Below are 6,130 nucleotides of genomic sequence, written 5' to 3' on the forward strand. Positions count from 1 at the left end.
GGCGCCTTCCGGCCGGTCCCGGTCAGCTCCCGGAGGCCTCGCGCTGCCGCGCCCGGTAGGCGGCCACGTGCAGACGGTTGCCGCAGGTGCGGCTGTCGCAGTAGCGGCGCGAGCGGTTCCGGGACAGGTCGATGAAGGCGCGGCGGCAGTCGGGGGCGGCGCAGCGGCGCAGCCGCTCGCGCTCCCCGGCGACCACCAGGAAGGCCAGGGCCATGCCGCCGTCCGCGGCGAGGTGGTCGGCGAGGGAGGCGCCGGGCGCGAAGTAGTGGATGTGCCAGTCGTAGCCGTCGTGGTCGGTGAGCCGGGGCGTGGTGCCGGCGGCGGCGACCAGCGTGTTCACCAGCTCGGCCGCGCGGTGCGCGTCGGACGCGGCGAAGACCCGCCCGAACTGCTCGCGCACCTCTCGTACGGCGGCCAGGTCCGTCTCGTCCAGGGCGCCCACGTCACTGACGGCGTTGCGCTCGACGAAGGCGCGCAGCGCGCCGACGTCGGCGAGCGTGTCGGGGGTGTGCTCGTCGGGCGCGGTGTTCAGGAGATCGACGACGGCGTCGAGAGCGCACCGGGTGTCGTGGTTGATCAGCACGGTCGTCGCTCCCTGGCCGGTGTCTCGTCGGCAGCCCTGCGGGCCTTGCTGCGGTGAGACTCTAGTCGCTCCCGGACACGGCGACGCCGCCGCCACGGTGATACGTGGCGGCGGCGTCGCCGTCGCTGGGCCGGGAGGGCCGGGCCCCGAGCCGTCGCCCCGAGTCGGACGGCAGCGGGGTGCCGGCGTCTGTCAGCTCTCCGCGAGGATGTGGGAGAGCTCGGTGTCGAGGTCGAAGTGCCGGTGCTCGGTGCCGGGGGGGACGGCGGCGTCCGTCCGCTTGAGGAAGGACTCCAGGGCCCGCGCGGGGGCCTCCAGCAGCGCCTCGCCCTCCGGTGAGCTGAGAGCGATGCAGACGACGCCCTGACCGTGGCTGCGGGACGGCCAGACACGGACGTCGCCGGTGCCTGTGGGACGGTGCAGGCCTTCGGCGAGGAGGTCGCGGGCGAAAACCCACTCGACGGTCTCCTCGGCGCCGGTGTGGAAGGTGGCGTGCACGGCGTAGGGATCGGCCGTGTCATACCGCAGGCCCGCGGGTACAGGCAGGGAGGACTCGCTCGATACAACGAGGCGCAGGTGCAGCTCGCAGCTGACCGTGGTGTTCATAAGCGCCAGGGCCTTTCGCTCAGTGTGCGCTCGGGGATTCGCACGTCGGCGAAATCGACATGCCACCTACGGGATGGGTGTAAACCCCTCTGCCCCTTTTGTTTCCCTTCACATCATTCAGATGGAGGAATGCTGATTTGGCCGGTGGTCTGTTCGGGCGAACGGCGCAGAGGCCTCGGGTAATCTGGGGCGGGTGGAAACCGAGAGTAAGGAACGGGCCCTCGGTTCACGGGCGCCGCAGTTCATCAAGGCATCCCGGGCGCTCCATCTGAGCTGGCAGGTGGGGGTCTTCCTGGTCGGGCTCGCCATCGTGACCGCCGGAGTGCTGATGCTGGCGCTGCCGGGGCCGGGCTGGCTGGTGATCTTCACGGGTCTGGCGGTCTGGGCGACGGAGTTCGTCTGGGCCCAGATCGTCCTGCGGTGGACGCGGCGGAAGGTCTCCGAGGCGGCCAGGCGCGCGCTCGACCCGAAGGTGCGGCGCCGCAACATGGTGCTCACGGCGCTCGGCGTGGCCGTCGCCGCGGCCCTGGTGGCCGTGTACCTGACGCTGTACGGCATGGCGATGCCGTGGGACGTCGCGAGCTGAGCCGGTGAGGGCGTCGGGGCGGGCGCGAGGGTGGTCACGGGCAGTCGCTGACATGCGGTAATGTTGTCGCCGCACCCGGGCGATTAGCTCAGCGGGAGAGCGCTTCGTTCACACCGAAGAGGTCACTGGTTCGATCCCAGTATCGCCCACCGAAGGCCGGGGTCCCGGCAGGCGCGGAGCCTGCCGGGACCCCGGCCTCTTCCATGTGTGGCCCGTGTGCGCCCGTACACGCTCCGGATGCCCGCCGGTGAATTCTGTCCGAACCGTTGACGCCTCTGCCGCTCATCCCTAAGTTAGCCCGGCAAGCGCTTGCCTAAAACGTTTCAAACAACCGGGGTGGCGGGACGAACCCGCCCGGGAGGGGCGTTTCGATGAGTTCTCGACGGAGCAGGACCACGGGCCTGCGGGCGATAGGGGCCGGCCTGGCCGCGCTGGGGCTGCTCGCCTCCGGATGCGGCGGCGGCGACGGAGGCGCGGACGGCAAGGTGACCATCCGCTACTCCTGGTGGGGAGCGCAGGACCGGGCCGACCTGATCAACAGGACCGTGGACCTGTTCGAGAAGGAGAACCCCGGAATCGAGGTCAAGACCGACTTCCAGGAGTACGGCGACTTCTGGACGAAGTTCAACACCCAGGCCGCGGGCGGCAATCCGCCGGACGTCTTCCAGAACTCCTATGCCTTCCTGCGCAAGTACGGGCAGAAGAACCTGCTGCTGGACCTCGACACCCAGGTGAAGGCGGGCAATCTGAACCTGGACGACTTCCGCCAGGGACTGGGCAGGGCCGGCGAGGTCGACGGAAAGCTGCTGGGCGTGCCGGTCGGCGCCAACACCTTCACCCTCGTCTACGACGTCGAGGCGTTCGAGGAGGCCGGGGTCACCCCCGAGCCCGGCTGGACGTGGAAGGAGTTCGACGCGGCCGTCGAGAAGATCAGCGGATCCGGGAAGGACTTCTGGGGCGCCAGCAACAACGGCGGCGTGATGTACCTGTACGACCTCTACCTGCGCCAGCAGGGGAAGGCGTTCTTCACCGAGGACGGGCTCGGCTTCACCGAGGCCGACCTGAAGAAGTGGTGGGGCGGCTACCGGGAGAAGCTCGACGACGGCCTGCTCGTCCCGGCCAAGCGTGCCGAGCAGGTCAAGCCCAAGTCCGAGGTCAGCGCCGGGCTGTCGGCCGCCGAGTTCACCTGGGACAACTTCCTGGTCCGCTACGTCTCCGAGACGGACAGGGAGCTCGCCCTGGCGCCCATCCCGACCACGGACGGCGAGCGGACCGGGCAGTACCTCTCCTCGCTGATGCTCAGCGCCTCCGCCCGCACCGAGCACCCGGAGGAGGTCGCCGAGTTCATCGACTTCATGGTCAACGACCCCGAGGTCGGGAAGATCATGGGCTACAACCGCGGGGTGCTGCCGACCAACGCGCAGTTCGACGCCTACAAGCCCGAGGGCCCCGACGCCAAGATCGCCGAGTACGAGAAGAGCGTCACCGACCACCTCGAGCCGATCACGCCGCACCCGGCCGGAACCGACACCGTCGAGGCCGCCTTCCTGAGCATCTACGGCTCGGTGGCCCAGGGATCCGTCTCCGTCGACGACGCGGTGTCCCAGTTCTTCGGCGAGGCCAAGACCGCCCTCGGCTCCTGACCCGAGGAGAACGTCCCGTGATGCGTACCGACACCCCCGCACCGGCCGGGGCGCAGGGGGAGCGGGCGGTGGAGAGCCCCCGCCGCCCCGCCCCGTCCGCCCCCGTCCCCCGGCCCGCCGCCACCGCGCGGCGGCGGGCCCGCCGGGAGACCGTGGCCGGCTACCTGTTCCTCTCCCCGTGGTGCGTCGGCATCCTGCTGCTGACGCTGGGGCCGATGCTCGTCTCCCTCTACCTGGCCTTCACCGACTACAACTTCTTCGACTCGCCCCGCTGGGTGGGTCTGGAGAACTTCTCCGAGATGTTCTCCGACGACCGCTGGTGGACGTCGGTGCGGGTCACGGCCGTGTTCGTGCTGATCGCCACCCCGCTCAAACTCGCGGTCGCGCTCGGCGTGGCGATGCTGCTGGTGCGGCCCCGCAAGGGGCAGGGCTTCTACCGCTCGGCGTTCTACGCCCCCTCGCTGATCGGGGCGAGCGTGAGCATCGGCATCGTCTGGCGGGCCCTGTTCCAGGACGACGCGGTCGTCGACCGGTCCCTGAGCCTGTTCGGCTGGGACGGCGGCGGCTGGGTCGGCGACCCGGACTGGTCGATGCCCACCCTGGTCGCCCTGTCGGCCTGGCAGTTCGGCGCCCCGATGGTCATCTTCCTGGCCGGCCTCAAGCAGGTGCCGCGCGAGCTGTACGAGGCGGCCGAGGTGGACGGTGCCGGCGCCTGGCGGCGGTTCCGCTCCATCACCCTGCCGATGATCTCCCCGGTGCTCTTCTTCAACCTGCTGCTGGAGATCATCCACTCCTTCCAGATCTTCACCTCCGCGCTCGTGATCGCCGGACCCGGCGGCGGACGCGCGGGCGGCCCCGGCGACTCGCTGCTCGTCTACACCTGGTACCTGTACGAGCAGGGCTTCTCCAACCTGCGCATGGGCTACGCCTCCGCGATGGCCTGGATGCTGCTCGCCGGGATCGCCGTGGTGACCGCCGTGCTGTTCTGGTCCCAGCGCCGCTGGGTGCACTACGAGGAGGGGGGCCGATGAGCGCGCCCACCGGCACCGTCCGTACCGCCCGTCCCGTCCGCCCCCCGCGCGGCGGTGCCGGCGCCCCGGCGCGCCGCGGTGCGCGGTCGGTCCTGTGGCACCTGGGGGCGCTGGCCCTCCTGGCCGTGGTGCTCTACCCGGTGGTGTGGGTGCTGGGCGGCTCCCTCAAGCCGGGCAACGAGATCGTGGGCAGTTTCGAACTGCTGCCCACCGACCCGATCACCGACAACTACGAGCGGCTCGCCGACGGGATCGCGGGCATCGGCATCGAGACGTTCTTCCTCAACTCGCTGATGGTGGCGCTGGGGTCGGTGGTCGGCGTGCTGTTCTCCTGCTCGCTGGCCGCCTACGCCTTCGCCCGGATCCGCTTCGCGGGCCGCAACGTGCTGTTCACGCTGATGATCGGCACCCTGCTGCTGCCCGTCCACGTGCTGCTGGTGCCGCAGTACGTGCTGTTCCAGAAGATGGAGCTGATCAACACCTACGTGCCGCTGCTGCTGGGCAAGTTCCTCGCGGTGGACGCCTTCTTCGTCTTCCTGATGGTGCAGTTCATGCGCAACCTCCCCAGGGAGCTGGACGAGGCGGCCCGCCTCGACGGCTGCGGCCACTGGCGGATCTACTGGACGATCGTGCTGCCGCTGTGCCGTCCGGCGCTGATCACCAGTGCCATCTTCAGCTTCATCTGGGCCTGGAACGACTTCCTCGGGCCGCTGATCTACCTCAACGAGCCCGACAAGTACACCGTCTCGCTCGGTCTGAAGATGTTCATGGACCAGGACAGCCTCGCCGACTACGGCGGCATGATCGCCATGTCGGTCGCGGCCCTGCTGCCGGTGCTGCTGTTCTTCCTGGCCTTCCAGCGCTACCTCGTCGAGGGCGCGGCCACCTCGGGGCTCAAGGGATGAGCGGGACGGGCGCCGCGGCGCGGGCTCGCGCGGACATCTCCCCGGGCGCCGCCGGAAGCGCGGACCGGCGTCCCCTCGCCGCCCGGTTCGCACTCTTCGCCGAGTGCCTGCTGGCCGGGGTGTGGCTGCTGCTCGCCGCGCTCGTGCTGGTGACGGCGCTGCCCGCGTTCGCCGCCGCCTGCGGGCATCTGCGGCGGTACCTGGACGCCGAGCGGGCGGGGTGGCGGGAGTTCGCCGCCGAGTGGGCGGCGGCCGTACGCACCGGCTGGCGGTTCTCGCTGCTGTGGTGGGCCGCCCTGGCGCTGCTCGCCTTCGACCTGCGGGTGGTCTCCTCCGGGCTGCTGCCCGGAGGCCCGGCGGTGGCCGCGGTCGGGGCCGTCACGGCCGCCGCCGCGGTGGCCGTGGTGGTCACCGGGCTGCGCGCCGCCGCGGCCTGGCGCCCCGGCGCGGACTGGTTCCGCACCGGCCGGGCCGCTGCCCGGCGCACCCTGCGCACCGAGCCGGGCGGCTCGGCGCTGCTGGCCGGGGGGCTGGCCGTGGTCGGCGTCGCCGCCTGGATGCTTCCGCCCCTGGCCGCCCCGGCGCTCGGCTGCCTGGCCGCCTGCGCGGTCGCCGTCGAGCGGCGGTACGGCCGCCCCTGACCGCATTCCCGACCCGGCCGTCCGGCGCCACCGCCGGGCGGCCGGCATCTCGACCTGTCATGGCCCTGACACTAGAATGGGAGCGTCATGTCCCCGATCCCCAGACGGAACGTGCTCCAGGCCGCCGCGGTCGCC

Annotated in this window: 7 protein-coding genes and 1 tRNA gene; 6 read left to right on the forward strand and 2 right to left on the reverse strand. The window is 71.1% G+C overall.

What is annotated here, in order from left to right; translation table 11 throughout:
- Window positions 1-22 precede the first annotated feature (22 nt).
- Complete coding sequence (locus ACLIYP_RS06670; protein ID WP_093662486.1) at window positions 23-583, reverse strand: CGNR zinc finger domain-containing protein; 561 nt, start codon at window positions 581-583, stop codon at window positions 23-25.
- A 192-nt stretch (window positions 584-775) separates the two neighbouring features.
- Window positions 776-1,189 carry an SsgA family sporulation/cell division regulator gene (locus tag ACLIYP_RS06675; protein ID WP_003959770.1) on the reverse strand — a complete coding sequence of 138 codons (414 nt, stop codon included), beginning with the start codon at window positions 1,187-1,189 and terminating at the stop codon, window positions 776-778.
- 184 nt (window positions 1,190-1,373) lie between these two features.
- Here ACLIYP_RS06675 and ACLIYP_RS06680 point away from each other — a divergent pair, with 184 nt between their 5' ends.
- The 6 genes from ACLIYP_RS06680 (at window position 1,374) to ACLIYP_RS06705 (ending at window position 5,995) form a co-directional block, all read left to right on the forward strand.
- Window positions 1,374-1,775, forward strand: coding sequence for a TIGR02611 family protein (locus ACLIYP_RS06680; protein WP_412712215.1), 402 nt, complete (start codon window positions 1,374-1,376; stop codon window positions 1,773-1,775).
- A 77-nt stretch (window positions 1,776-1,852) separates the two neighbouring features.
- A tRNA-Val gene (locus ACLIYP_RS06685) sits at window positions 1,853-1,924 on the forward strand.
- A 222-nt stretch (window positions 1,925-2,146) separates the two neighbouring features.
- On the forward strand, window positions 2,147-3,418 hold the full coding sequence (locus ACLIYP_RS06690; protein WP_412712207.1) for an ABC transporter substrate-binding protein: 1,272 nt from the start codon (window positions 2,147-2,149) through the stop codon (window positions 3,416-3,418).
- A 20-nt stretch (window positions 3,419-3,438) separates the two neighbouring features.
- On the forward strand, window positions 3,439-4,449 hold the full coding sequence (locus tag ACLIYP_RS06695; protein ID WP_412712208.1) for a carbohydrate ABC transporter permease: 1,011 nt from the start codon (window positions 3,439-3,441) through the stop codon (window positions 4,447-4,449).
- Window positions 4,446-5,354 (forward strand): carbohydrate ABC transporter permease, encoded by a 909-nt coding sequence (locus tag ACLIYP_RS06700; RefSeq protein ID WP_412712209.1) that lies wholly within the window; start codon window positions 4,446-4,448, stop codon window positions 5,352-5,354. The genes ACLIYP_RS06695 and ACLIYP_RS06700 overlap by 4 nt, the downstream gene beginning before the upstream one ends.
- Complete coding sequence (locus tag ACLIYP_RS06705; RefSeq protein WP_412712210.1) at window positions 5,351-5,995, forward strand: hypothetical protein; 645 nt, start codon at window positions 5,351-5,353, stop codon at window positions 5,993-5,995. Before ACLIYP_RS06700 ends, ACLIYP_RS06705 begins: the two co-directional genes overlap by 4 nt.
- Window positions 5,996-6,130 lie beyond the last annotated feature (135 nt).

The sequence above is a fragment of the Streptomyces nanhaiensis genome, from assembly GCF_046614825.1.
GTDB lineage: Bacteria > Actinomycetota > Actinomycetes > Streptomycetales > Streptomycetaceae > Streptomyces > Streptomyces radiopugnans.

Bases quoted from the DNA above. Each gene is read 5' to 3' on its own strand.
- ACLIYP_RS06675 (WP_003959770.1), bottom strand. From the start codon at position 1,189: ATGAACACCACGGTCAGCTGCGAGCTGCACCTGCGCCTCGTTGTATCG.
- ACLIYP_RS06690 (WP_412712207.1), top strand. From the start codon at position 2,147: ATGAGTTCTCGACGGAGCAGGACCACGGGCCTGCGGGCGATAGGGGCC.
- ACLIYP_RS06695 (WP_412712208.1), top strand. From the start codon at position 3,439: ATGCGTACCGACACCCCCGCACCGGCCGGGGCGCAGGGGGAGCGGGCG.
- ACLIYP_RS06700 (WP_412712209.1), top strand. From the start codon at position 4,446: ATGAGCGCGCCCACCGGCACCGTCCGTACCGCCCGTCCCGTCCGCCCC.
- ACLIYP_RS06705 (WP_412712210.1), top strand. From the start codon at position 5,351: ATGAGCGGGACGGGCGCCGCGGCGCGGGCTCGCGCGGACATCTCCCCG.